This is a genomic window from Pseudomonas sp. CIP-10 (assembly GCF_020911845.1).
GTDB classification, from domain to species: Bacteria; Pseudomonadota; Gammaproteobacteria; order Pseudomonadales; family Pseudomonadaceae; genus Aquipseudomonas; species Aquipseudomonas alloputida.
This window is the reverse complement of sequence record NZ_CP087160.1, coordinates 5,200,511-5,223,954: the sequence shown is the minus strand read 5'-3', so window position 1 is coordinate 5,223,954 and position 23,444 is coordinate 5,200,511. Positions and strand designations below refer to the sequence as shown.

Annotated in this window: 20 protein-coding genes and 2 tRNA genes; 21 read left to right on the top strand and 1 reads right to left on the bottom strand. The window is 60.5% G+C overall.

What is annotated here, in order from left to right; all coding sequences use genetic code 11:
• Positions 1-8 precede the first annotated feature (8 nt).
• The 6 genes from dnaJ to LMH93_RS23560 all read left to right on the top strand — a co-directional run bounded on the left by dnaJ (position 9) and on the right by LMH93_RS23560 (position 7,586).
• A complete protein-coding gene (dnaJ, locus tag LMH93_RS23585) occupies positions 9-1,133 on the top strand; it encodes a molecular chaperone DnaJ (RefSeq protein WP_003249931.1) in 1,125 nt (374 codons plus the stop codon).
• Between the two features lie 13 nt (positions 1,134-1,146).
• Positions 1,147-1,950, top strand: coding sequence for a 4-hydroxy-tetrahydrodipicolinate reductase (gene dapB / locus LMH93_RS23580; protein ID WP_012053753.1), 804 nt, complete (start codon positions 1,147-1,149; stop codon positions 1,948-1,950).
• 266 nt (positions 1,951-2,216) lie between these two features.
• The gene (gene carA / locus LMH93_RS23575; RefSeq protein WP_003249935.1) at positions 2,217-3,353 is read left to right on the top strand and encodes a glutamine-hydrolyzing carbamoyl-phosphate synthase small subunit; all 1,137 of its coding nucleotides are present in this window, start codon (positions 2,217-2,219) and stop codon (positions 3,351-3,353) included.
• 105 nt (positions 3,354-3,458) lie between these two features.
• Positions 3,459-6,680 (top strand): carbamoyl-phosphate synthase large subunit, encoded by a 3,222-nt coding sequence (gene carB, locus LMH93_RS23570; RefSeq protein WP_003249937.1) that lies wholly within the window; start codon positions 3,459-3,461, stop codon positions 6,678-6,680.
• A 2-nt stretch (positions 6,681-6,682) separates the two neighbouring features.
• Positions 6,683-7,159 carry a transcription elongation factor GreA gene (greA, locus tag LMH93_RS23565; protein WP_024717413.1) on the top strand — a complete coding sequence of 159 codons (477 nt, stop codon included), beginning with the start codon at positions 6,683-6,685 and terminating at the stop codon, positions 7,157-7,159.
• Entirely contained in the window at positions 7,137-7,586 is a 450-nt protein-coding gene (locus LMH93_RS23560) for a hypothetical protein (RefSeq protein ID WP_012053750.1), read from the top strand. Before greA ends, LMH93_RS23560 begins: the two co-directional genes overlap by 23 nt.
• Positions 7,587-7,598: 12 nt before the next feature.
• On the opposite strand, the gene yhbY is transcribed toward LMH93_RS23560, so the two are convergent.
• On the bottom strand, positions 7,599-7,907 hold the full coding sequence (gene yhbY, locus LMH93_RS23555) for a ribosome assembly RNA-binding protein YhbY (protein ID WP_003249945.1): 309 nt from the start codon (positions 7,905-7,907) through the stop codon (positions 7,599-7,601).
• Positions 7,908-8,009: 102 nt separating this feature from the next.
• Between yhbY and rlmE the strand changes: the two genes are divergently transcribed.
• From rlmE to pnp, 15 genes are all read left to right on the top strand, one after another.
• Complete coding sequence (gene rlmE, locus LMH93_RS23550) at positions 8,010-8,633, top strand: 23S rRNA (uridine(2552)-2'-O)-methyltransferase RlmE (protein ID WP_003249947.1); 624 nt, start codon at positions 8,010-8,012, stop codon at positions 8,631-8,633.
• Positions 8,634-8,839: 206 nt separating this feature from the next.
• Complete coding sequence (gene ftsH / locus LMH93_RS23545) at positions 8,840-10,744, top strand: ATP-dependent zinc metalloprotease FtsH (protein WP_003249950.1); 1,905 nt, start codon at positions 8,840-8,842, stop codon at positions 10,742-10,744.
• 8 nt (positions 10,745-10,752) lie between these two features.
• Complete coding sequence (folP, locus tag LMH93_RS23540; protein ID WP_003249952.1) at positions 10,753-11,604, top strand: dihydropteroate synthase; 852 nt, start codon at positions 10,753-10,755, stop codon at positions 11,602-11,604.
• A gap of 16 nt (positions 11,605-11,620) precedes the next feature.
• Positions 11,621-12,961: a phosphoglucosamine mutase gene (gene glmM / locus LMH93_RS23535; RefSeq protein ID WP_003249955.1), complete on the top strand. Its 1,341-nt coding sequence runs from the start codon at positions 11,621-11,623 to the stop codon at positions 12,959-12,961.
• 65 nt (positions 12,962-13,026) lie between these two features.
• Entirely contained in the window at positions 13,027-13,782 is a 756-nt protein-coding gene (gene tpiA / locus LMH93_RS23530; RefSeq protein WP_003249956.1) for a triose-phosphate isomerase, read from the top strand.
• 4 nt (positions 13,783-13,786) lie between these two features.
• Positions 13,787-14,185 carry a preprotein translocase subunit SecG gene (secG, locus tag LMH93_RS23525; protein ID WP_003249958.1) on the top strand — a complete coding sequence of 133 codons (399 nt, stop codon included), beginning with the start codon at positions 13,787-13,789 and terminating at the stop codon, positions 14,183-14,185.
• Between the two features lie 21 nt (positions 14,186-14,206).
• Positions 14,207-14,292: transfer RNA gene (locus tag LMH93_RS23520), tRNA-Leu, on the top strand.
• Between the two features lie 100 nt (positions 14,293-14,392).
• Positions 14,393-14,469 (top strand) — tRNA-Met (locus tag LMH93_RS23515).
• A 129-nt stretch (positions 14,470-14,598) separates the two neighbouring features.
• The gene (gene rimP / locus LMH93_RS23510; RefSeq protein WP_003249960.1) at positions 14,599-15,057 is read left to right on the top strand and encodes a ribosome maturation factor RimP; all 459 of its coding nucleotides are present in this window, start codon (positions 14,599-14,601) and stop codon (positions 15,055-15,057) included.
• Between the two features lie 59 nt (positions 15,058-15,116).
• Positions 15,117-16,598, top strand: a complete 1,482-nt coding sequence (nusA, locus tag LMH93_RS23505; RefSeq protein WP_003249963.1) for a transcription termination factor NusA — start codon at positions 15,117-15,119, stop codon at positions 16,596-16,598.
• 27 nt (positions 16,599-16,625) lie between these two features.
• Positions 16,626-19,166, top strand: a complete 2,541-nt coding sequence (gene infB / locus LMH93_RS23500) for a translation initiation factor IF-2 (RefSeq protein WP_004575779.1) — start codon at positions 16,626-16,628, stop codon at positions 19,164-19,166.
• A gap of 116 nt (positions 19,167-19,282) precedes the next feature.
• A complete protein-coding gene (rbfA, locus tag LMH93_RS23495) occupies positions 19,283-19,681 on the top strand; it encodes a 30S ribosome-binding factor RbfA (protein WP_003249967.1) in 399 nt (132 codons plus the stop codon).
• A 3-nt stretch (positions 19,682-19,684) separates the two neighbouring features.
• A complete protein-coding gene (gene truB / locus LMH93_RS23490; protein ID WP_230064652.1) occupies positions 19,685-20,602 on the top strand; it encodes a tRNA pseudouridine(55) synthase TruB in 918 nt (305 codons plus the stop codon).
• Between the two features lie 147 nt (positions 20,603-20,749).
• Positions 20,750-21,019 carry a 30S ribosomal protein S15 gene (rpsO, locus tag LMH93_RS23485; protein WP_003249971.1) on the top strand — a complete coding sequence of 90 codons (270 nt, stop codon included), beginning with the start codon at positions 20,750-20,752 and terminating at the stop codon, positions 21,017-21,019.
• Positions 21,020-21,269: 250 nt separating this feature from the next.
• Positions 21,270-23,375 carry a polyribonucleotide nucleotidyltransferase gene (pnp, locus tag LMH93_RS23480; protein ID WP_014859357.1) on the top strand — a complete coding sequence of 702 codons (2,106 nt, stop codon included), beginning with the start codon at positions 21,270-21,272 and terminating at the stop codon, positions 23,373-23,375.
• Positions 23,376-23,444: the final 69 nt, after the last annotated feature.

Here is a 23,444-nt window from a genome sequence, read left to right as displayed (position 1 = left end):
AATGACCTATGTCCAAGCGTGATTATTATGAGGTCCTGGGTGTCGAGCGCGGCGCCACTGAAGCGGACCTCAAGAAGGCTTACCGCCGTTTGGCGATGAAGTACCACCCGGACCGCAACCCGGGCGATAAAGAATCGGAAGACAAGTTCAAGGAGGCCAACGAGGCCTACGAAGTGCTGTCAGACGCGAGCAAGCGTGCGGCCTTCGACCAGTATGGCCATGCGGGTGTCGACCCAAGCATGGGTGGCGGTGGTGCCGGCTTTGGTGGTGCCAATTTCTCCGACATCTTCGGCGATGTGTTCAGCGACTTCTTCGGCGGCGGCCGCGGTGGTGGTCGAGGCGGTGCCCAGCGCGGCAGCGACCTGCGCTACACCCTGGAGCTGAACCTGGAAGAAGCGGTGCGTGGCACCACGGTCAGCATCCGCGTGCCTACCCTGGTCAACTGCCAGCCTTGCGACGGTTCCGGTGCCAAGAAGGGCTCGACCCCGTCGACCTGCCCGACCTGTGGTGGTATCGGCCAGGTGCGCATGCAGCAAGGCTTCTTCTCGGTGCAGCAAACCTGCCCGCGCTGCCATGGCCAAGGCAAGATCATTACCGACCCGTGCACTTCGTGCCATGGTGAAGGGCGTGTCGAGGAATACAAGACGCTGTCGGTCAAGGTGCCGGCAGGTGTCGATACCGGCGACCGCATCCGTCTGTCGGGTGAGGGCGAGGCCGGTACTCATGGTGGCCCGACTGGCGACCTGTACGTGGTGATCAGCGTGCGTGAGCACGAGATTTTCCAGCGTGATGGCAAGCATTTGTACTGTGAAGTGCCGATCAGCTACACCGATGCTGCCCTGGGCGGCGAGCTGGAAGTGCCGACCCTGGATGGTCGCGTGAAGCTGAAGATTCCGGAAGGCACCCAGACCGGTAAGCAGTTCCGTCTGCGTGGCAAGGGTGTTGCCCCGGTGCGTGGTGGTGGTGCGGGTGACCTGCTGTGCCGTGTGGCCGTAGAAACCCCGGTCAATCTCAGTCGCCGTCAGCGTGAGCTGCTCGAAGAGCTGCGTGATTCGCTGGAAGGTGACAGTTCCCACTCGCCCAAGGCCAGCGGCTGGTTCGATGGTGTGAAGCGCTTCTTCGGCGATCTCTGACAAGGAACAGGTTATGCGACGTATTGCAGTGATGGGCGCGGCGGGGCGGATGGGCAAAACCCTCATCGAAGCCGTGCAACAAACCTCGGGCGCGGGGCTGACCGCAGCGATCGATCGCCCTGACAGCTCGTTGGTCGGGGCTGATGCCGGAGAGCTGGCGGCACTTGGCCGAATTGGCGTGCTGTTGTCCGACGACCTGGCCAAGGTTGCCGACGAGTTCGATGTGCTGATCGATTTCACTCACCCCTCGGTGACCCTGAAAAACCTGGCGTTCTGCCGCAAGCATGGCAAGGCGATGATCATCGGCACGACCGGTTTTACAGTCGAAGAGAAGCAGCTGTTGGCCGAAGCTGGCAAGGACATTCCAATCGTGTTCGCCGCCAACTTCAGCGTGGGTGTCAACCTTAGCCTCAAGCTGCTGGATATGGCTGCGCGGGTGCTGGGCGATGATGTCGATATCGAAATCATCGAGGCGCACCACCGGCACAAGGTCGATGCGCCATCGGGTACTGCACTGCGCATGGGTGAAGTGGTTGCCAATGCGCTGGGCCGTGATCTGCAGGAAGTGGCCGTGTATGGTCGTGAAGGGCAGACCGGTGCGCGCGATCGCAAGACCATCGGTTTCGCTACCGTGCGTGCCGGCGATGTGGTGGGCGATCACACCGTGTTGTTCGCTGCCGAAGGCGAGCGCCTGGAAATCACCCACAAGGCCTCCAGCCGCATGACCTTCGCCAAGGGTGCCGTACGTGCGGCGCTGTGGCTGGATGGGCGCGAGCCGGGGCTGTACGACATGCAGGATGTGCTTGAACTGCGTTAAGCCGTTCTATCGGCAGTGGCTTCATTCGCGGGCAAGCTCGCGAAGAAGCCACTGCCGATGTCAGTCTGTCGCAATCATGTGTTTTAGAGACACATCCACGGTAGACCGAAAACACACTTTTCTGTAAGCTACAGCTTTAGTGTGTCCACTAAAAGCGCGCAGCGAATTGAATTCAGCACATGAAAGCGGGGTGACGTGTCCATACGTCACTCCGCTTTTTTGCAACCTGCGATCGCCCTTTCATGCTTGATTTACGGGAGGTCTTCTTGACAAAGCCAGCCATACTCGCCCTTGCCGACGGCAGTATTTTCCGCGGTGAAGCCATCGGTGCCGACGGTCAGACCGTTGGTGAGGTGGTATTCAACACCGCTATGACCGGCTACCAGGAAATCCTTACAGACCCTTCCTACGCGCAGCAAATCGTTACCCTGACCTACCCGCACATCGGCAACACCGGTACTACCCCGGAAGACGCCGAGTCGAACCGCGTCTGGTCCGCTGGCCTGGTCATCCGTGACCTGCCGCTGCTGGCCAGCAACTGGCGTAATACCCAGTCGCTGCCTGAGTACCTCAAGGCTAACAACGTCGTTGCCATTGCCGGCATCGACACCCGTCGCCTGACCCGTATCCTGCGTGAAAAGGGCGCCCAGAACGGCTGCATTCTGGCGGGTGACAACATCAGCGAAGAAGCGGCCATCGCCGCTGCCCGTGGCTTCCCGGGCCTGAAGGGCATGGACCTGGCCAAGGTCGTCTCCACCAAGGAACGTTACGAGTGGCGCTCCAGTGTGTGGGAGCTGAAAACCGACAGCCACCCGACCATCGACGCTGCCGACCTGCCGTACCATGTGGTTGCCTTCGACTATGGCGTCAAGCTGAACATCCTGCGCATGCTGGTGGCCCGCGGCTGCCGCGTGACCGTGGTGCCAGCCCAGACCCCGGCCAGCGAAGTGCTGGCACTCAACCCGGACGGCGTGTTCCTGTCCAACGGCCCGGGTGACCCTGAGCCGTGCGACTACGCGATCCAGGCGATCAAGGAAATCCTCGAAACCGAGATCCCGGTATTCGGCATCTGCCTCGGCCACCAGCTGCTGGCCCTGGCTTCCGGCGCCAAGACCGTGAAAATGGGCCACGGCCACCACGGTGCCAACCACCCGGTCCAGGACCTGGATACCGGTGTGGTCATGATCACCAGCCAGAACCACGGCTTCGCCGTTGACGAGGCGACCCTGCCGGGTAACGTTCGCGCCATTCACAAGTCGCTGTTCGACGGCACCCTGCAGGGTATCGAGCGTACCGACAAGAGCGCGTTCAGCTTCCAGGGCCACCCTGAAGCGAGCCCTGGCCCGACCGACGTCGCGCCTCTGTTCGATCGTTTCACCGATGCCATGGCCAAGCGCCGCTGAGCATCCTGCTTCAAGGCCCCGGGCCGGCACCTGCCGCGCCCGGCAGCGCCTGACCCAGATTGTTCAAAGCGGCTTGCCGACTGACCCCGGATTTGAGTGACCACCATGCCAAAACGTACAGACATCAAAAGCATCCTGATTCTCGGCGCTGGCCCGATCGTGATCGGCCAGGCCTGCGAATTCGACTACTCCGGCGCGCAGGCCTGTAAAGCCCTGCGCGAGGAAGGTTTCCGCGTCATCCTGGTGAACTCCAACCCAGCCACCATCATGACCGACCCGGCCATGGCCGACGCCACCTACATCGAGCCGATCAAGTGGCAATCGGTGGCCAAGATCATCGAGAAAGAGCGCCCGGACGCCGTCCTGCCGACCATGGGTGGCCAGACCGCCCTGAACTGCGCCCTGGACCTGGAGCGCCATGGCGTTCTGGAAAAGTTCGGCGTAGAGATGATCGGTGCCAACGCTGACACCATCGACAAGGCCGAAGACCGCTCGCGCTTCGACAAGGCCATGAAGGACATCGGCCTGGAGTGCCCGCGCTCCGGTATCGCCCACAGCATGGAAGAGGCCAATGCGGTCCTCGAGAAGCTCGGCTTCCCATGCATCATTCGCCCGTCGTTCACCATGGGCGGCACCGGCGGCGGTATCGCTTACAACCGTGAAGAGTTCGAAGAAATCTGCACCCGTGGTCTGGACCTGTCGCCGACCAAAGAGCTGCTGATCGACGAATCGCTGATCGGCTGGAAGGAATACGAGATGGAGGTGGTCCGCGACAAGAAGGACAACTGCATCATCGTCTGCTCGATCGAGAACTTCGACCCGATGGGTGTGCACACCGGTGACTCGATCACGGTTGCCCCGGCACAGACCCTGACCGACAAGGAATACCAGATCATGCGCAACGCCTCGCTGGCGGTGCTGCGTGAAATCGGTGTGGAAACCGGCGGTTCCAACGTCCAGTTCGGCATTTGCCCGAACACCGGCCGCATGGTCGTCATCGAGATGAACCCGCGCGTATCGCGTTCGTCCGCCCTGGCCTCCAAGGCCACCGGCTTCCCGATCGCCAAGATCGCCGCCAAGCTGGCCATTGGTTACACCCTCGACGAGCTGCAGAACGACATCACTGGCGGTCGCACCCCTGCGTCCTTCGAACCGTCGATCGACTACGTCGTCACCAAGCTGCCACGCTTCGCCTTCGAGAAATTCCCGAAAGCCGACGCCCGCCTGACCACCCAGATGAAATCCGTGGGTGAAGTCATGGCCATCGGCCGTACTTTCCAGGAATCCCTGCAGAAAGCCCTGCGCGGCCTGGAAGTCGGCGCCTGCGGCCTCGACCCGAAAGTCGACCTGGCCAGCCCGGAAGCCGCCAGCATCCTCAAGCGCGAACTGACCGTACCGGGTGCCGAGCGTATCTGGTACGTGGCTGACGCCATGCGTTCGGGCATGACCTGCGAAGAAATCTTCAATCTGACCGGCATCGACATGTGGTTCCTGGTGCAGATGGAAGACCTGATCAAGGAAGAAGAGAAGGTCAAGACCCTGGCCCTGTCGGCAATCGACAAGGACTACATGCTGCGCCTCAAGCGCAAGGGCTTCTCGGACCAGCGTCTGGCAGTACTGCTGGGCATTACCGACAAGAACCTGCGTCGCCACCGCCACAAGCTGGAAGTGTTCCCGGTGTACAAGCGCGTCGACACCTGCGCCGCCGAGTTCGCCACCGACACTGCCTACCTGTACTCCACCTACGAGGAAGAGTGCGAGGCCAACCCGTCGACCCGCGACAAGATCATGATCCTGGGTGGCGGCCCGAACCGTATCGGCCAAGGTATCGAGTTCGACTACTGCTGCGTACATGCCGCCCTGGCGCTGCGTGACGACGGTTACGAGACCATCATGGTCAACTGCAACCCGGAAACCGTCTCCACCGACTACGACACTTCCGACCGCCTGTACTTCGAGCCGCTGACCCTGGAAGACGTGCTGGAAGTCTGCCGCGTCGAGAAGCCGAAGGGCGTGATCGTTCACTACGGCGGCCAGACCCCGCTGAAGCTGGCCCGCGCTCTGGAAGAAGCTGGCGTGCCGATCATCGGTACCAGCCCTGACGCCATCGACCGCGCCGAAGACCGTGAGCGCTTCCAGCAGATGGTTCAGCGCCTGAACCTGCTGCAGCCGCCAAACGCCACCGTGCGCAGCGAAGAAGAGGCTATCCGTGCTGCGGGCAGCATCGGCTACCCGCTGGTCGTGCGTCCGTCCTACGTACTGGGCGGTCGTGCCATGGAGATCGTCTACGAGCTGGACGAGCTCAAGCGCTACCTGCGTGAAGCGGTACAAGTGTCGAACGACAGCCCGGTACTGCTCGACCACTTCCTCAACTGCGCCATCGAGATGGACGTGGATGCGGTGTGCGACGGCACCGACGTGGTCATCGGCGCGATCATGCAGCACATCGAGCAGGCCGGCGTACACTCCGGCGACTCGGCGTGCTCGCTGCCACCTTACTCGCTGAGCAAGGAAGTGCAGGACGAAGTCCGCGTTCAGGTCAAGAAAATGGCGCTGGAGCTGGGCGTGGTAGGCCTGATGAACGTACAGCTGGCCCTGCAGGGCGACAAGATCTACGTGATCGAAGTCAACCCGCGTGCCTCGCGTACCGTACCGTTCGTGTCCAAGTGCATCGGCACGTCCCTGGCGATGATCGCGGCCCGCGTCATGGCGGGTAAAACCCTGAAAGAGCTGGGCTTCACCCAGGAAATCATCCCGAACTTCTACAGCGTGAAGGAAGCCGTCTTCCCGTTCGCCAAGTTCCCAGGGGTTGACCCGATCCTCGGCCCTGAGATGAAATCGACCGGTGAAGTCATGGGCGTCGGTGACAGCTTCGGTGAAGCCTTTGCCAAAGCCCAGATGGGTGCCAGCGAAGTGCTGCCGACGGGCGGTACTGCGTTCATCAGCGTGCGCGACGACGACAAGCCGCAAGTGGCTGGCGTTGCCCGCGACCTGATCGCCCTGGGCTTCGAAGTGGTTGCCACTGCCGGCACCGCCAAGGTTATCGAGGCGGCTGGCCTGAAAGTGCGCCGTGTGAACAAGGTGACCGAAGGTCGCCCTCACGTGGTCGACATGATCAAGAACGACGAAGTGTCGCTGATCATCAATACCACCGAAGGTCGCCAGTCGATCGCCGACTCCTACTCGATTCGTCGCAATGCGCTGCAGCACAAGATTTACTGCACCACTACCATTGCGGCTGGTGAAGCCATCTGCGAAGCGCTGAAATTCGGTCCGGAAAAGACCGTTCGTCGCTTGCAGGATCTGCATGCAGGACTGAAAGCATGAGCATTACCAAATACCCGATGACCGTCCAGGGCGCTCGCGCCCTGGAAGAAGAGCACCTGTTCCTGAGCAAGACCGAGCGCCCGCGCCTGAGTCAGGCCATTGGTGAAGCGCGTGAGCTGGGTGACCTCAAGGAAAACGCCGAATACCATGCTGCCCGTGAGGAGCAGGGCATGGTCGAAGCGCGTATCCGTGATATCGAAGGCCGTCTGCAGAATTCGGTGGTCATCGACGTGACCACCATCCCTCACACTGGCAAGGTGATTTTCGGTACCACCGTGGTACTGGCCAACACCGAAACCGATGAAGAGGTGACCTACCAGATCGTTGGCGAGGATGAAGCTGACGTGAAGCAGGGCAAGCTGTCGAGCGGTGCACCCATTGCCCGTGCCATCATCGGCAAGGAAGAAGGTGATACTGTCGTCGTCAAGACGCCTAGTGGCACGGTCGAGTACGAGATTGTCGAAGTCAAGCACATCTGACCGACGCCTGCGGGCGCCGTCCCTTGAGGGGATCCTCTGGCAACTGGCCCAGGTTTTCTGGGTCGGTGGCCTGTGGGTGTTCCATGTAGGGCTGGTGCCTGCGCTCAAGGTCAGTGGCCTGGCCCCGCTGCTGGTGCAGGATATCGCCGGGCAGATCGACCGCTGGTTGATCGGCGTGGCGTTGCTTGGCTTGTTGACTCAGCTGGCAGTGCTGGCGAGGGTGGACGGCCTGGCGGCCTGGTGGCGGCAGTTCCGCGGCCAGATGCTGTTGCTCGGCTTTGGTGCCTGCGTGGGGTATTACACCTTGCGCTACGGTATTTCCGTGGGCGAGCGCTGGCAGATGTTCTGCTTCCTGGTGCTGGGCTTTTCCGGCATCGTGCTGGTGGCCCAGCCGGTACCGGTCAGGGCGCGTTCACCGCGCCACTGATCGGAGCCACCGTTACTTGTAACGGTGGATGTTGGACAGCTGCTTGTTCGGCTGTGGGTTCTTGCGGTAGATCAGGGCTTTCTTGCCGATGGTCTGCACCAGCTCGGCACGGCCGGCCTTGCACAGCTCGGCGATGGTTTCGGCGCGTTCCTCGCGGTCTTCCGAGCGAATTTCGACCTTGATCAGCTCATGGTCGACCAGTGCGCGCTCCAGTTCGGCGATCACGCCTTCATTCAAACCGTTGCCAGCAACGATCAGGACCGGCTTCAGGTCATGACCAATGGACTTGTATTGCTTCTTCTGCTCGTTATTGAGCGGCATAATCTGACCCTTTCCGTCTGATTCTGTAAAATTGACCGGCATTTTACCCGAGGGCCACCGGCTCCGCCCAGTCAATCACGACGCATATCATCGAGGTGCCCCGTGGTACAACGTTCCAAAAGCAGCGCAAACTGGCTGCGAGAGCATTTCAACGACCCTTTTGTGAAGCAGGCGCAGAAGGATGGGTATCGCTCGCGTGCGAGCTACAAACTGCTGGAGATCCAGGAGAAGGACCGCCTTATCCGCCCAGGCATGAGCGTGATCGACCTCGGCGCGGCCCCTGGTGGCTGGTCTCAGGTGACCAGTCGTCTGATTGGTGGCCAGGGTCGCCTGATCGCTTCCGACATTCTGGAAATGGACTCGATCGCCGACGTGACCTTCATTCAAGGTGACTTCACCCACGACGAAGTGCTGCAGCGCATTCTCGAAGCGGTGGGCGATTCGCATGTGGACCTTGTGATTTCCGACATGGCCCCCAATATGAGTGGTACGCCCGCGGTGGACATTCCGCGTGCCATGTTCCTCTGCGAGCTGGCCCTCGATCTGGCGACCCGCGTACTCAAGCCCGGGGGCGACTTCCTGATCAAGATTTTCCAGGGCGAAGGTTTTGACGTGTACCTGAAGGATGTGCGCAGCAAATTCGACAAGGTGCAAATGCGCAAGCCATCGTCGTCACGGGACCGTTCCCGCGAGCAATACCTGTTGGGCAGGGGCTTCAAAGGGTAATGAAAGGTGTGAAGCGGGGTGGTCGATAGTTAATTCCAATCGGCCACTGCGTCAGGATCGTCCGAACTTCGTGTAGTCTAGCTTTCACAAAGGGTTACAGACGGTGCCTGCGGCTGCGTAGGTAATGTAGTAAGTTAGGGCGATGAATATCATGCGAGGCACGGCTGCGTCGTGCGCCGGCCTCAGAGGGTAGCTAATTGAACGACATGGCAAAGAATCTGATCCTGTGGTTGATCATCGCAGCTGTCCTGGTGACAGTGATGAACAACTTCTCCAGCCCTAACGAGCCGCAGACCCTCAACTACTCCGACTTCATCCAGCAGGTCAAGGATGGCAAGGTCGAGCGTGTGACCGTCGATGGCTACATCATTACTGGCAAGCGCACCGATGGCGACAACTTCAAGACTGTGCGCCCGGCCATCACCGACAATGGCCTGATCGGCGATCTGGTCGACAACCACGTGGTCGTCGAAGGCAAGCAGCCTGAGCAACAGAGCATCTGGACGCAGTTGCTGGTGGCGAGCTTCCCGATCCTGGTGATCATTGCCGTGTTCATGTTCTTCATGCGCCAGATGCAAGGGGGCGCGGGCGGCAAGGGCGGGCCGATGAGCTTCGGCAAGAGCAAGGCACGCCTGCTGTCCGAAGACCAGGTCAAGACCACGCTGGCTGACGTTGCGGGCTGCGACGAGGCCAAGGAAGAGGTTGGCGAGCTGGTCGAGTTCCTGCGCGATCCGGGCAAGTTCCAGCGCCTGGGCGGCCGTATCCCGCGCGGTGTGCTGATGGTTGGCCCACCCGGTACCGGTAAGACCCTGCTGGCCAAGGCCATTGCGGGCGAGGCGAAAGTACCGTTCTTCACCATTTCCGGTTCGGACTTCGTGGAAATGTTCGTGGGTGTCGGTGCCAGCCGTGTGCGCGACATGTTCGAGCAGGCCAAGAAGCACGCCCCGTGCATCATCTTCATCGACGAAATCGACGCCGTTGGTCGCCATCGTGGCGCCGGCATGGGCGGCGGTCACGACGAGCGTGAACAAACTCTCAACCAGTTGCTGGTGGAGATGGACGGCTTCGAGATGAACGATGGCATCATCGTCATCGCCGCCACCAACCGTCCGGATGTGCTCGACCCTGCGCTGCTGCGCCCCGGCCGCTTCGACCGCCAGGTGGTGGTTGGCCTGCCGGACATTCGTGGTCGCGAGCAGATCCTCAAGGTGCACATGCGCAAGGTGCCGATTGGCGAGAACGTCAACCCGGCGGTCATCGCACGCGGTACCCCAGGCTTCTCCGGCGCCGACCTGGCCAACCTGGTCAACGAGGCTTCGCTGTTTGCCGCGCGTTCCAACAAGCGCCTGGTCGAAATGAAAGAGTTCGAGCTGGCCAAGGACAAGATCATGATGGGCGCTGAGCGCAAGACCATGGTCATGTCCGAGAAGGAAAAGAGAAACACGGCCTATCACGAGGCTGGCCACGCCATTGTCGGTCGCCTGGTGCCTGAGCACGACCCGGTCTACAAGGTTTCGATCATTCCGCGTGGTCGTGCCTTGGGTGTGACCATGTTCCTGCCGGAAGAAGACCGCTACAGCCTCTCCAAGCGTGCGCTGATCAGCCAGATCTGCTCGCTGTATGGCGGCCGTATCGCCGAGGAGATGACCTTGGGCTTCGATGGCGTGACCACTGGCGCGTCCAACGACATCATGCGGGCCAGCCAGATCGCTCGTAACATGGTGACCAAATGGGGCCTGTCCGAGAAGCTTGGCCCGCTGATGTATGCAGAGGAAGAGGGCGAGGTGTTCCTCGGCCGTAGTGCCGGTAGCCAGCATGCCAGCGTGTCCGGTGAGACGGCCAAATTGATCGACTCCGAGGTGCGCAGCATCATCGATCAGTGCTACGCCACTGCCAAACAGTTGCTGATCGACAACCGCGACAAGCTCGAGGCGATGACCGAAGCGCTGATGAAGTACGAGACCATCGATGCCGATCAGATTGACGACATCATGGCTGGGCGCACACCACGTGAGCCGCGTGATTGGGACGATGACAAGCACTCGGGTACGCCTGCGGCCCAGGATGAGCGTCCGGAATCGCCAATCGGCGGCCCAGCGGCTGAACACTAAGGGCATCTATGAGCTCAGTGCAGTACCCCACCCGGTTGCCTTGCGGCAGCCGGGTTCTTGATTTGTCACATACCCATGTCATGGGTATTCTCAATATCACCCCCGATTCCTTCTCCGATGGCGGTCGCTTCAGTCAGCGCGACGAGGCCCTGCGCCATGCCGAAGCGATGGTGGCTGCTGGTGCAACGCTGATCGACATCGGTGGCGAGTCCACGCGCCCGGGTGCGCGTGCAGTCTCGGTGACCGAGGAGCTGGAGCGTGTGGCGCCAATGGTCGAGGCCATCAACAGTCGCCTCGACGTGGTCATTTCGGTCGATACCTCCACGCCTGCTGTCATGCGTGAAGCAGCCCGCCTGGGTGCCGGGCTGATCAACGACGTGCGGGCCCTGGAGCGCGATGGTGCCTTGGACGCTGCGGCGGACACCGGTCTGCCGGTGTGCCTCATGCACATGCGTGGCGAGCCAGGTAACATGCAGGACGATCCGCATTACCAGGACGTGACCGCCGACGTCACCCGTTATCTAGAACAGCGGATGGCCGCCTGCGCCGCAGCGGGCATCGACGCTGACAGAATCATCCTTGACCCGGGCTTCGGTTTCGCCAAGACACTGGCGCACAATCTGAGCCTGTTCAAGCACATGGAAGCGCTCTATCGCCTTGGGCGTCCACTGCTGGTGGGCGTTTCACGAAAGAGCATGATCGGCCTGACGCTGGAACGTCCGGTCGGCGAGCGCTTGTACGGCAGCCTTGCGCTGGCGGCGTTGGCCATGACCAAAGGGGCGAGCATCCTTCGGGTACATGACGTGGCCGAAACCGTTGATGTGGTACGCATGATCGCTGCGGTGCAAAACGCCGAATAAGAACATTGGAGTCCCTATGAGCAGAAAATACTTTGGTACCGACGGCATTCGTGGCCGCGTCGGCGAATACCCGATCACGCCTGACTTCATGCTGAAGCTTGGCTGGGCGGCCGGCATGGCCTTCCGCAAGCAAGGGCACTGCCGCGTGCTGGTGGGCAAGGACACGCGTATTTCCGGCTACATGTTCGAGTCCGCACTCGAAGCCGGCCTGTCCGCGGCAGGTGCCGATGTGATGCTGCTCGGGCCGATGCCGACACCGGCCATCGCTTACCTCACGCGTACCTTCCACGCCGAAGCCGGCATCGTCATCAGTGCCTCGCACAATCCGCACGATGACAACGGCATCAAGTTCTTCTCGGGCCAGGGCACCAAGCTGCCGGACGAGGTCGAGCTGATGATCGAAGAGCTGCTCGATCAACCGATGACCGTTGTCGAGTCGGGCAAGCTGGGCAAGGTTTCGCGTATCAACGATGCCGCCGGCCGCTACATCGAATTCTGCAAGAGCAGCGTGCCGAGCAGCACCAGCTTCGAAGGCCTCAAGCTGGTGGTCGACTGCGCCCATGGTGCGACCTACAAGGTTGCGCCCAGCGTATTCCGTGAGCTGGGTGCCGACGTGACCGTGCTGCATGCGCAACCGGACGGCCTGAACATCAACGAAGGTTGCGGCTCGACACACATCGAATCGCTGCAGGCCGCTGTACTGGTCGGGCATGCCGATCTCGGCATTGCCTTTGACGGTGATGGCGATCGCGTGCTGATGGTCGACCACACGGGCGCCATCGTCGACGGTGACGAGCTGCTGTTCATCATTGCTCGCGACCTGCAGGAGCATGGCAAGCTGCAAGGCGGGGTGGTCGGCACGCTGATGAGTAACCTGGGCCTGGAGCTGGCGCTCAAGGACCTGGACATCCCGTTTGTGCGAGCCAAGGTCGGCGACCGTTACGTCATGGCCGAGCTGTTGGAGCGTGAATGGCTGGTCGGCGGTGAAAACTCCGGTCACGTCGTGTGCTGCAACCACACCACAACCGGCGATGCGATCATTGCCGCGCTGCAGGTGCTGATGGCGCTCAAGCGCCGGGGTGAAACCCTGGCCCAGGCCCGTCAGGCCCTGCGCAAGTGCCCGCAGGTGCTGATCAATGTACGCTTTGGCGCCAGCAAGGTTGACCCGCTGGAGCACCCCGCCGTCAAGGAAGCCAGTGCAAAGGTTACCGATGCGCTGGCGGGGCGTGGTCGCGTGCTGTTGCGCAAGTCCGGTACCGAGCCGCTGGTGCGGGTCATGGTTGAGGGCGAAGACGAAAGCCAGGTGCGGGCCCATGCTGAAGCACTGGCCAAACTGGTCAGCGAAGTTTGTGTCTGAAGGCGCTTGCCAGCGCAGATCTGGTTGGGTAAGATCTGCGCCCACTTTGACCGACGAGGTAAAGCATGCGTCGCCCTATGGTAGCTGGTAACTGGAAAATGCACGGTACCCGCGCTAGCGTCGCTGAGCTGACCAAAGGCTTGAGCAATCTCGCCTTGCCGAGCGGAGTGGAAGTCGCCGTATTTCCACCGGCCTTGTTCATCAATCAGGTGATTGATGGTCTGGCGGGTAAAGAAATTACTGTCGGCGCACAGAATTCTGCTGTACAACCCGAACAGGGTGCGCTGACCGGGGAAGTTGCTCCCGAGCAGCTGGTTGAAGCAGGTTGCAAGTTGGTGTTGATTGGTCACTCGGAGCGTCGCCAGATTATTGGTGAAACCGACGAAGTGCTCAATCGCAAGTTTGCAGCGGCCCAGGCCAAAGGCTTGAAGCCAGTGCTTTGCATAGGGGAAACCCTTGAGGAGCGCGAGGCTGGCAAAACGCTCGAAGTTGTCGGGCGTCAACTAAGCAGTATCATCGAAGCATTCGGTGTTAAGGCTTTTGCCGATGCAGTAATTGCCTATGAGCCTGTATGGGCCATCGGTACAGGCCTTACGGCCACGCCACAGCAGGCCCAGGATGTGCACGCCGCCATCCGCGGCCAGTTGGCGGCAGAAGATGCTGAAGTGGCTGCGAAGGTGCAGTTGCTATACGGCGGCAGCGTGAAGGCGGCCAATGCGGCCGAACTGTTCGGCATGCCGGATATCGATGGGGGGCTCATTGGTGGGGCTTCCCTGAACGCAGACGAATTCGGTGCAATTTGTCGCGCCGCAGGAAACTGAACAAATGCTGGAAACAGTCATCGTTGTTTTTCATCTGTTGGCAGCGCTGTCGCTTGTAGTGCTGGTTCTGTTGCAACAGGGTAAAGGTGCTGAAGCAGGTGCATCTTTCGGCGCGGGGGCTTCAAATACCGTGTTCGGGAGCCAAGGCTCTGCAACGTTCCTAAGTAAATTAACTGCTATACTCGCTGCCACTTTCTTTTTGACAGCACTTGGGTTAGGATACTTCGCGAAGCAACAAGCTCACCAGCTTAGCCAAGCAGGTCTTCCAGATCCAGCAGTGCTAGAAGTGAAAGAGCCGCAAAAACCGGCAGTTAATGATGATGTACCGGTGCTCCAGCAGCAGAAGAGCGAAACCACCAGTAATACGGGTGATGTACCTCCTCCGGCTCAAGAGCAGAAGTAACGGGTTTCAAGTAGTAGTATTGCCGAGGTGGTGGAATTGGTAGACACGCAACCTTGAGGTGGTTGTGCCCATAGGGTGTAGGGGTTCGAGTCCCCTTCTCGGTACCAATTAAAGCTTGAGAGCCCGCTTTAGCGGGCTTTCTTGTAGGTGAATGTTTGGATTTGACCCTCAACAGGGTTCGGTCTTATACTTTTGCCCCAGCTTTGTCGCGGGGTGGAGCAGCTTGGTAGCTCGTCGGGCTCATAACCCGAAGGTCGTTGGTTCAAATCCAGCCCCCGCAACCAGCTTCAGCGGAGCCCCTTTTCAGGGGCTTTTTGCTAACCGAACAGTTTCGGCGTCGTTGTCCTACGGCGCTTTCAGGGATGGGCGCTTCGCCCATTTTTTATTTGCACAGCATGCACGAGGGGGTTCAGGTGTCGAGCAAGCTAGAACAGTTGCAGGCCTTGTTGGCCCCGGTTGTCGAGGGTCTGGGCTATCAGTGCTGGGGGATCGAATACGTTTCCCAGGGTAAGCATTCGGTACTGCGCATCTACATCGACAAGGAAGGCGGTATTCTGGTGGACGACTGCGAAGCAGTCAGCCGTCAGGCCAGCGCAATCCTCGATGTGGAAGATCCAATCAGCAGTGAGTACACCCTCGAGGTGTCTTCTCCAGGCATGGATCGCCCACTGTTCACGCTGGAACAGTTTGCCTCGCATGCCGGCGAACAAGTGAAGATCAAGCTGCGCTCACCCTTCGAGGGTCGTCGTAACTTCCAGGGCCTTCTCCGCGGTGTGGAGGAGCAGGATGTGGTGGTCCAGGTGGACAACCAGGAGTTCCTGTTACCGATCGACTCGATCGACAAGGCCAATATTATTCCCAGTTTTGACTGAGACGTGCCGGGCCCGGCGGACTATCCGGGCCCAATGGCTTGCGCAAGGCGAGGCGTACGATGAGCAAAGAAGTACTGCTGGTTGTTGAATCGGTATCCAACGAAAAAGGTGTACCGCCCGGCGTCATTTTCGAAGCGCTGGAAGTGGCCCTGGCCACTGCAACCAAAAAACGTTTTGAAGACGAAGTCGACCTACGTGTGGAAATCAACCGCCACACCGGTAGCTACGAGACTTTCCGTCGCTGGACCGTGGTCGACGAAGCCGATCTTGATGATCCGGCGATCGAGACCTGGCTGGACAAGATCAAGGACACCCACCCTGAAGCCAAGGTTGGTGACGTGATCGAAGAGAAGATCGAGTCCATCGAGTTCGGTCGTATTGCCGCCCAGACCGCCAAGCAGGTCATCGTGCAGAAGGTCCGTGAGGCCGAGCGTGCCCAGGTGGTCGATGCCTACCGTGAGCGCGTTGGCGAGATCATCTCCGGTACCGTAAAAAAGGTTACCCGCGACAACGTCATCGTTGACCTGGGCAACAACGCCGAGGCCTTGCTGGCTCGCGAAGACATCATTCCGCGCGAAACCTTCCGTGTTGGCGTGCGCCTGCGTGCGCTGCTCAAGGAAATTCGCACCGAAAACCGTGGCCCACAGCTGATTCTGTCGCGCACCGCGCCGCAGATGCTGATCGAGCTTTTCCGCATTGAAGTGCCGGAAATTGCCGAGGGCCTCATCGAAGTCATGGCTGCTTCCCGTGATCCGGGTTCGCGAGCCAAGATTGCCGTCCGCTCCAAGGACAAGCGTATCGATCCGCAAGGTGCCTGCATCGGCATGCGTGGTTCGCGCGTCCAGGCCGTATCCGGGGAGCTGGGTGGTGAGCGTGTGGATATCGTCCTGTGGGACGATAACCCGGCGCAGTTCGTCATCAACGCCATGTCGCCGGCTGAAGTCGCGGCGATCATCGTTGATGAAGATGCCCATGCCATGGACATCGCCGTCGCCGAGGACAACCTGGCCCAGGCCATTGGCCGTGGCGGTCAGAACGTTCGCCTGGCCAGTCAGTTGACCGGCTGGACCCTGAACGTGATGACCGAGAAGGACATCCAGGCCAAGCAACAGGCCGAAACCGGTGACATCCTGCGCAATTTCATCGAGGAACTGGAAGTCGACGAGGAGCTGGCCCAAGTGCTGGTCGACGAAGGCTTCACCAGCCTTGAAGAAATTGCCTACGTACCGTTGGAAGAAATGCTCAACATCGATGGCTTTGACGAAGATATCGTCAATGAGCTCCGCGCTCGAGCCAAGGACCGTTTGTTGACCAAGGCCATCGCTACCGAAGAAAAACTGGCAGACGCCCACCCGGCCGAAGACCTGCTCTCCCTTGAGGGCATGGACAAAGACCTGGCGGCTGAACTGGCGGTGCGCGGCGTGGTTAACCGCGAAGACCTGGCCGAGCAGTCGATCGACGATCTGCTCGACATCGACGGCATCGACGAAGAGCGTGCCGGCAAGTTGATCATGGCCGCCCGAGCCCACTGGTTCGAGTAATTAGGCGCGGCCTGAGGAGAGAAGTGCATGACGCAAGTCACGGTGAAAGAACTGGCCCAAGAGGTCGAGGCACCGGTAGAGCGCCTGCTGCAGCAGATGCGTGAGGCAGGTCTGCCGCACACCGACGCCGGTCAGGTAGTGACCGACAATGAGAAGCAGACCCTGCTGACTCATTTGAAAAGCAGCCACAAGAGCAAGGCGGAAGAGCCGCGCAAGATTACCTTGCAGCGCAAAACCACCAGCACCCTGCGTGTCGCCGGTAGCAAGAGCATCAGCGTAGAAGTACGCAAGAAGAAAGTTTTCGTTCAGCGCAGCCCTGAAGAAATCCAGGCTGAGCAGAAGCGTGAGCTGGAAGAGCGCCGCGCGGCTGAAAATGCCGCTCGCGACAAGGTCGAGGCCGAAGTTCGCCAGCGCAACGAAGAGCAGGCTCGCCGTCAGGCGGCCGGCTCCACCGCCGCCGCCCCTGCGCCTGCTGCCAAGCCAGAGCCGGCTCCTGCCGCTGCTCCGGTCGCTGCTCCGGCCCCGGTAGTCGCAGACGCCCCGGCCTCTGAAGACGCCGCAGCCCGTGCTGCCGAGCGCAAGAAAGACGAGACCCGTCGCAACGAAAGCCGTACCCGTGATGACGACCGTCGTCGTGGCGAGGCGCCTCGTGTGTCGATCAAGGTCAAGGTCAAGGAGAAGGAAAAGGCGCCGACTCCGCGTGCTGCTCCGCGCACTACCGACGAAGAGAGCGATGGCGCTCGTCGTGGCCGTGGTGGCAAGAGCAAGCTGAAAAAGCGTAATCAGCACGGCTTCCAGAACCCGACCGGCCCCGTCATCCGTGACGTGACCATCGGCGAGACCATCACCGTCTCCGAGCTGGCCAACCAGATGTCCGTCAAGGGCGCTGAAGTGGTCAAGTTCATGTTCAAGATGGGGACCCCGGTCACCATCAACCAGGTGCTCGACCAGGAAACCGCTCAGCTGATCGCAGAAGAGCTGGGCCACAAGGTCACGCTGGTCAGCGACACCGCCCTGGAAGACTCCCTGGCCGAATCGCTGAAGTTCGAAGGCCAGACCGAGTCGCGTGCGCCGGTGGTTACCGTCATGGGTCACGTTGACCATGGTAAGACCTCGCTGCTCGACTACATCCGTCGTGCCAAGGTTGCCGCTGGCGAAGCCGGTGGTATCACCCAGCACATCGGTGCCTACCACGTGGAAACCGACCGCGGCATGGTCACCTTCCTCGATACCCCAGGTCACGCTGCGTTTACCCAGATGCGTGCCCGTGGTGCCAAGGCGACCGACATTGTCATCCTGGTGGTGGCGGCGGACGACGGTGTGATGCCGCAAACCCGCGAAGCCGTTCAGCATGCCAAGGCAGCCGGTGTTCCGCTGGTCGTTGCAGTGAACAAGATCGACAAGCCAGGTGCTGACCTCGATCGCATCCGTAACGAGCTGTCCGTCGAAGGCGTTACCTCCGAGGACTGGGGTGGTGACACGCCGTTCGTCAAGGTTTCGGCCAAGATGGGTACCGGTGTCGACGAGCTGCTCGAAGCCGTTCTGCTGCAGGCCGAGATCCTCGAACTGACCGCTACCCCAACCGCGCCAGGTCGTGGTGTGGTCGTCGAATCGCGCCTGGACAAGGGCCGTGGCCCGGTGGCGACCATCCTGGTTCAGGACGGTACCCTGCGTCAGGGCGATATGGTCCTGTGCGGTTCCAACTATGGCCGCGTTCGCGCCATGCTCGACGAGAACGGCAAGCCTGTGAAGGAAGCTGGCCCGTCGATCCCGGTCGAGATCCTCGGCCTGGACGGTACTCCGGAAGCCGGTGACGAGCTGTCCGTGGTTGCCGACGAGAAGAAAGCCCGTGAAGTTGCCCTGTTCCGTCAAGGCAAGTATCGCGAGGTCAAGCTGGCCCGTGCTCACGCCGGCAAGCTGGAAAACATCTTCGAGACCATGGGTCAGGAAGAGAAGAAAACCCTCAACATCGTTCTCAAGACCGATGTGCGTGGTTCTCTGGAAGCGCTGCAGGGTTCGCTCGGCGGCCTGGGCAACGACGAAGTGCAAGTGCGCGTGATTGGTGGTGGCGTCGGTGGTATCACCGAGAGCGACGCCAACCTGGCGCTGGCTTCGAATGCAGTACTGTTCGGCTTCAACGTGCGTGCCGACGCCGGTGCGCGCAAGATCGTCGAGCAGGAAGGTCTGGATATGCGTTATTACAACGTGATCTACGACATCATCGAAGACGTCAAGAAGGCCCTGACCGGCATGCTCGGCAGCGATGTTCGCGAGAACATCCTGGGTGTCGCCGAAGTACGTGACGTGTTCCGTTCGCCGAAGTTCGGCGCCATCGCTGGCTGTATGGTCATCGAGGGTACCGTGTACCGCAACCGTCCGATTCGCGTACTGCGTGATGACGTTGTGATCTTCGAAGGCGAGCTGGAATCGCTGCGTCGCTTCAAGGACGATGCTTCCGAAGTCCGTTCGGGCATGGAGTGCGGTATTGGCGTCAAGAGCTACAACGACGTCAAGGTCGGCGACAAGATCGAAGTCTTCGAGAAAGTCCAGGTGGCTCGTACCCTTTAAGGGCGAGCGAGCCGCAAGCGCCTGCTACAGGGCGGCTTGCGGTACCTCTTCAGGTAGCGCCCGGTCAGGCATTCGTCTGTCCGGGCGTTTGCCGCTTTAAGTTACAGGTAGCAAGAATGGCCAAAGAATATAGCCGTACCCAACGTATTGGCGATCAGATGCAGCGCGAGCTGGCCGAGCTGATCCGTCGCGAAGTCAAGGACCCGCGTGTCGGTCTGGTGACTATCACCGCCGTGGACGTGAGCCGTGACCTGGGCCATGCCAAGGTGTTCATCACCGTCATGGGCGAGGAAACCCCGGATGCCGTGCAGCAATCGCTCAAGGCATTGAATAGCGCCGCCAGCTTCCTGCGTCTGCACCTGGGGCGTTCGATGCAACTGCGCAGCGTGCCGCAGCTGCACTTCCATTTCGATGAAAGTGTCAGCCGTGGTGTGCACCTGTCGGCGCTGATCGAGCGTGCAGTGGCCGAAGACCGCCTGCACAAGGATGCCGACGAGTCGGACACCAAGGAGTAAGCGGTGGCCCAGGTCAAACGTATCCGCCGCAATGTCAGCGGCATCATCCTGCTCGACAAGCCGCTGGGCTTCACGTCCAATGCCGCCTTGCAGAAAGTGCGTTGGCTGCTGAACGCGGAAAAGGCCGGCCATACCGGTAGCCTCGACCCGCTGGCGACCGGCGTGTTGCCGCTGTGCTTCGGTGAAGCGACCAAGTTTTCGCAGTACTTGCTGGATTCCGACAAGGGCTACGAAACCGTCATGCAGATGGGGCAGACTACCAACACCGGCGACGCCGAGGGTGAGGTGCTGCAGACCCGCGACGTGACCGTTGGTCGCGCCGACATCGAAGCGCTGCTGCCCCGTTTTCGCGGCCCGATCAGCCAGATACCGCCTATGTACTCGGCGCTCAAGCGTGACGGCCAGCCGCTGTACAAACTGGCACGTGCAGGAGAGGTAGTGGAGCGTGAGGCGCGTTCTGTTACTATTAACCGCTTGGAGTTGCTCGAGTGCGAAGGCACCCGTGCACGGTTGAGCGTAGGATGCAGCAAAGGCACCTATATCCGCACGCTGGTGGAGGATATCGGTGAAGCCCTTGGTTGCGGCGCCTATGTCGCCGAGCTGCGCAGGACCCAGGCAGGGCCCTTTGCGCTGGCACAGACGGTCACCCTCGAGGAACTCGAACAGACCCATGCCGAAGGTGGTAACGAAGCGCTCGACCGCTTCCTGATGCCATCGGACAGCGGGCTGCAGGACTGGCCGTTGGTCAGCCTGTCGGAACACAGTGCGTTCTACTGGCTGCATGGCCAGGCGGTACGCGCGCCGGACGCGCCACAATTTGGCATGGTGCGGGTACAGGATCACAACGCACGCTTCATCGGTATCGGTGAAGTGAGCGAAGACGGGCGCATTGCGCCGCGTCGGCTGATTCGGTCGGAATGACCGAAACCGCGGGGTCAGGCAGTTGCCGAGCCCCACGGCATCAAGGGTGGCTGTCAGTAGGCACGGTCACACCTTTTTTATTAATACAGGGATTTGTCCCTGGCCTATTGGACCCCGCTTGCGGGATCCGTTATCAGGAGAAGCCAAATGGCCCTCAGCGTTGAAGAAAAAGCTCAGATCGTTGCCGAATACCAGCAAGCCGCCGGCGATACCGGTAGCCCGGAAGTGCAGGTTGCTCTGCTGACCGCCAACATCAACAAGCTGCAAGGCCACTTCAAGGCCAACGATAAAGACCACCACTCCCGTCGTGGTCTGATCCGTATGGTCAACCAGCGTCGTAAGCTGCTGGATTACCTGAAGGGCAAAGACACCACTCGTTACAGCGCCCTGATCGGTCGCCTGGGCCTGCGTCGCTAATAGCGGCCTGGTCAGTGGTGTGCGTGGGGTGTCGCAGGCTTCGGCAGGGCTGTTTTGCAGCGCTGCCGTTGGGCACTTCACGCGTATCTCCGAGGTTGGCAGCCTGGCAATGCTGAGCGGTTTTTCCGCTTGGTGCCAGGCTCCCAGCCTCGTGTTGTATCTGGACGGTCAATGGGGCCGATTCCCCGTTCTGCCCAAGAATTCGCAAGAAACCAGTTCCCCCAAGAGCCACTGAAAAAGGTAGGAAACCGTGAACCCGGTAATCAAGACTTTCCAGTTCGGTCAATCGACCGTCACTCTCGAAACGGGCCGTATTGCCCGTCAGGCAACCGGCGCCGTGCTGGTTACCGTCGACAACGACGTCACCGTGCTGGTGACTGTGGTAGGCGCCAAACAGGCTGATCCAGGCAAGGGTTTCTTCCCGCTGTCGGTTCACTACCAGGAAAAGACCTACGCCGCTGGCAAGATCCCAGGTGGCTTCTTCAAGCGTGAAGGCCGTCCTTCCGAGAAAGAGACGCTGACCTCGCGCCTGATCGACCGTCCGATCCGTCCGCTGTTCCCGGAAGGCTTCATGAACGAAGTGCAGGTCGTCTGCACCGTGGTTTCCACCAGCAAGAAGACCGACCCGGACATCGCCGCGATGATCGGTACCTCGGCTGCCCTGGCCATTTCCGGCATTCCGTTCGAAGGCCCGATCGGCGCTGCCCGCGTTGCCTTCCACGAAAGCACTGGCTACCTGCTGAACCCGACCTACGAGCAACTGGCTGCCTCGAGCCTGGACATGGTCGTTGCCGGTACCTCCGACGCCGTACTGATGGTTGAATCGGAAGCTCAAGAGCTGACCGAAGACCAGATGCTGGGTGCCGTACTGTTCGCCCACGACGAATTCCAGGCTGTTATCCAGGCTGTCAAAGAGCTGGCTGCCGAAGCTGGCAAGCCGACTTGGGACTGGAAACCTGCCGTTGCCAACACCGAGCTGTTCAATGCTATCCGCGCCGAGTTCGGCGAAGCGGTTTCGCAGGGTTACACCATCACCGTCAAAGCCGACCGCTATGCGCGTCTGGGTGAGCTGCGTGACCAGGCGGTTGCCAAGTTCTCCGGTGAAGAAGGCCAGCCTTCGGCTTCCGAAGTAAAAGACATCTTCGGCGAAATCGAATACCGCACCGTTCGCGAAAACATCGTCAACGGCAAGCCACGTATCGACGGCCGCGACACCAAGACTGTACGCCCGCTGAACATCGAAGTGGGTGTGCTGCCGAAAACTCACGGTTCGGCACTGTTCACCCGTGGCGAAACCCAGGCCCTGGTCGTTGCGACCCTGGGTACTGCCCGTGATGCCCAGCTGCTGGACACCCTCGAAGGCGAGAAGAAAGACCCCTTCATGCTGCACTACAACTTCCCACCGTTCTCGGTAGGTGAGTGTGGCCGCATGGGCGGTGCTGGCCGTCGCGAAATCGGCCACGGCCGTCTGGCCCGCCGTTCGGTTCAGGCCATGCTGCCTGCTGCTGACGTGTTCCCGTACACCATCCGTGTGGTTTCGGAAATCACCGAATCCAACGGTTCCAGCTCCATGGCTTCGGTCTGCGGTGCTTCCCTGGCCCTGATGGACGCCGGTGTGCCGATGAAGGCGCCAGTTGCCGGTATCGCCATGGGCCTGGTCAAGGAAGGCGACAAGTTCGCAGTCCTGACTGACATCCTGGGTGACGAAGACCACCTGGGCGACATGGACTTCAAGGTAGCCGGTACCGCCAAAGGCGTCACCGCGCTGCAGATGGACATCAAGATCAACGGCATCACCGAAGAGATCATGGAAATCGCCCTGGGCCAAGCCCTGGAAGCGCGCCTGAACATCCTCGGCCAGATGAACCAGATCATTGGCCAGTCGCGTACCGAACTGTCGGCCAACGCCCCGACCATGATCGCGATGAAGATCGACACCGACAAGATCCGTGACGTCATCGGTAAAGGCGGCGCCACCATTCGCGCCATCTGCGAAGAGACCAAGGCTTCGATCGACATCGAAGACGACGGCTCGATCAAGATCTTCGGCGAAACCAAGGAAGCGGCAGATGCTGCCAAGCAGCGCATCCTGGGCATCACCGCCGAGGCCGAGATCGGCAAGATCTACGTCGGCAAGGTCGAGCGCATTGTCGATTTCGGCGCCTTCGTCAACATTCTGCCTGGCAAGGACGGCCTGGTGCACATCTCCATGCTGAGCGATGCTCGCGTCGAGAAAGTCACCGACATCCTGAAAGAAGGCCAGGAAGTCGAAGTGCTGGTACTGGACGTGGACAACCGCGGCCGTATCAAGCTGTCGATCAAAGACGTCGCTGCGGCCAAGGCCTCGGGCGTCTAAGCGACCGTCACGCAATAGAGAAAGGGCCCTTCGCAGATTGTGTGAAAACCTAGCAATCTGCCCGGCCCT

Excerpts from the sequence above, each read along its gene's own strand:
- folP (WP_003249952.1), top strand. The coding sequence starts at position 10,753 with ATGAGCTCAGTGCAGTACCCCACCCGGTTGCCTTGCGGCAGCCGGGTT.
- yhbY (WP_003249945.1), bottom strand. The coding sequence starts at position 7,907 with ATGCCGCTCAATAACGAGCAGAAGAAGCAATACAAGTCCATTGGTCAT.
- dapB (WP_012053753.1), top strand. The coding sequence starts at position 1,147 with ATGCGACGTATTGCAGTGATGGGCGCGGCGGGGCGGATGGGCAAAACC.
- dnaJ (WP_003249931.1), top strand. The coding sequence starts at position 9 with ATGTCCAAGCGTGATTATTATGAGGTCCTGGGTGTCGAGCGCGGCGCC.
- glmM (WP_003249955.1), top strand. The coding sequence starts at position 11,621 with ATGAGCAGAAAATACTTTGGTACCGACGGCATTCGTGGCCGCGTCGGC.
- secG (WP_003249958.1), top strand. The coding sequence starts at position 13,787 with ATGCTGGAAACAGTCATCGTTGTTTTTCATCTGTTGGCAGCGCTGTCG.
- nusA (WP_003249963.1), top strand. The coding sequence starts at position 15,117 with ATGAGCAAAGAAGTACTGCTGGTTGTTGAATCGGTATCCAACGAAAAA.
- tpiA (WP_003249956.1), top strand. The coding sequence starts at position 13,027 with ATGCGTCGCCCTATGGTAGCTGGTAACTGGAAAATGCACGGTACCCGC.
- rpsO (WP_003249971.1), top strand. The coding sequence starts at position 20,750 with ATGGCCCTCAGCGTTGAAGAAAAAGCTCAGATCGTTGCCGAATACCAG.
- infB (WP_004575779.1), top strand. The coding sequence starts at position 16,626 with ATGACGCAAGTCACGGTGAAAGAACTGGCCCAAGAGGTCGAGGCACCG.
- ftsH (WP_003249950.1), top strand. The coding sequence starts at position 8,840 with ATGGCAAAGAATCTGATCCTGTGGTTGATCATCGCAGCTGTCCTGGTG.
- carB (WP_003249937.1), top strand. The coding sequence starts at position 3,459 with ATGCCAAAACGTACAGACATCAAAAGCATCCTGATTCTCGGCGCTGGC.
- rbfA (WP_003249967.1), top strand. The coding sequence starts at position 19,283 with ATGGCCAAAGAATATAGCCGTACCCAACGTATTGGCGATCAGATGCAG.